This window comes from Pseudomonas rossensis (genome assembly GCF_039888995.1).
GTDB classification, from domain to species: domain Bacteria; phylum Pseudomonadota; class Gammaproteobacteria; order Pseudomonadales; family Pseudomonadaceae; genus Aquipseudomonas; species Aquipseudomonas rossensis.
Map to the genome: position 1 here is coordinate 1 of NZ_JBBWCB010000302.1, position 1,093 is coordinate 1,093.

At 60.8% G+C, this 1,093-nt stretch carries 1 protein-coding gene; it reads right to left on the reverse strand.

All coding sequences use genetic code 11. From position 1 onward, the window contains the following. Positions 1-1,057: AMP-binding protein (locus tag WLY71_RS30590; protein WP_347806565.1), on the reverse strand; the 1,057-nt coding region annotated here is incomplete at its 3' end. Positions 1,058-1,093: the final 36 nt, after the last annotated feature.

Genomic DNA, 1,093 nt, shown 5'->3' on the forward strand with positions numbered 1-1,093 from the left:
GGCCATGGTGATTGCACAGCACCATGCCGAGTTCGGTCTGGCCATAGTGGTCGTGGATGACCACGCCGAGGTTGTCGGCGAACCAGCGAATCACTTCCGGGTTCAGCGGCTCGCCGGCACTGCTGACGATGCGCAGCTTGCCCTTGATCGAGCGGGCGAACTCGTCGCCACCCGCGATCAACAGGCGATAGGCCGTCGGCGAGCCGGTGAGGTTGGTGATCCCGTATTTGTTGATCACCCGGCAGGTGCTTTCGAGGGTGAACGGACCATCGTAAAAGGTGATCGGATGCCCCATGGCCATCGGCCCGGTAACACCGAAATAGATTCCATAGGCCCAACCCGGATCGGCGACGTTCCAGAAGGCGTCTTCAGGGCGCAAGTCCACGGCGTCACGGGTGTAGCTCTGGAAGGCGACGATGGCCTTGAGCGGAACGGACAGCGCTTTCGACGGACCGGTGGTGCCCGACGTGAACATCAGCAGAAACGGGTCTTCTCCGGTCAGCAGGACCGGTTCGCACTCAGCAGAGTAATTCGCTAGTTCGGCCCAGAAGCTGTAATCGCCGCGGACAACGCCTTGGCCTTTTGGACCGGCGACGGTGACGATGGTCGGGCAGTCGGCGACTTCAGTGAGTTTGGAACGATTGCCCGCGTCGGTGACCACCACTTTGGCGCCAGAGCAGCTGAGGCGATGCTCGATGGCTTTCGGGCCGAATGCCGTGAACAGCGGCTGGTAGACCGCGCCGATGCGCCAGGTGGCGAATACGGTGATCAAAAGTTCGATGTTACGTGGCAGGAGACCGGCAACCTTGTCGCCTTTTTTCACGCCTTGGCCCAGTAGGAAATTGGCTAAACGCGCAGCTTTGTCCTGCAAGTCGCTGAAGGTGTAGGTCGCGCTGGCGCCATCGCGACCTTCCCAGAACAGCGCGATGCGCCCCGGCAAGGCATGCCGGTCGCAACACTCGACACAGGCGTTGAGGGCAGTCAAATCGCCGTCGAGCGCGGCGTCGACGGTGTGCTGATAATTGAACTGTGATGTGGCAGACAAGTAATCGCGCATTGCCAGAATCCCTCTGTGGTTTTATTAGGGTGGGGG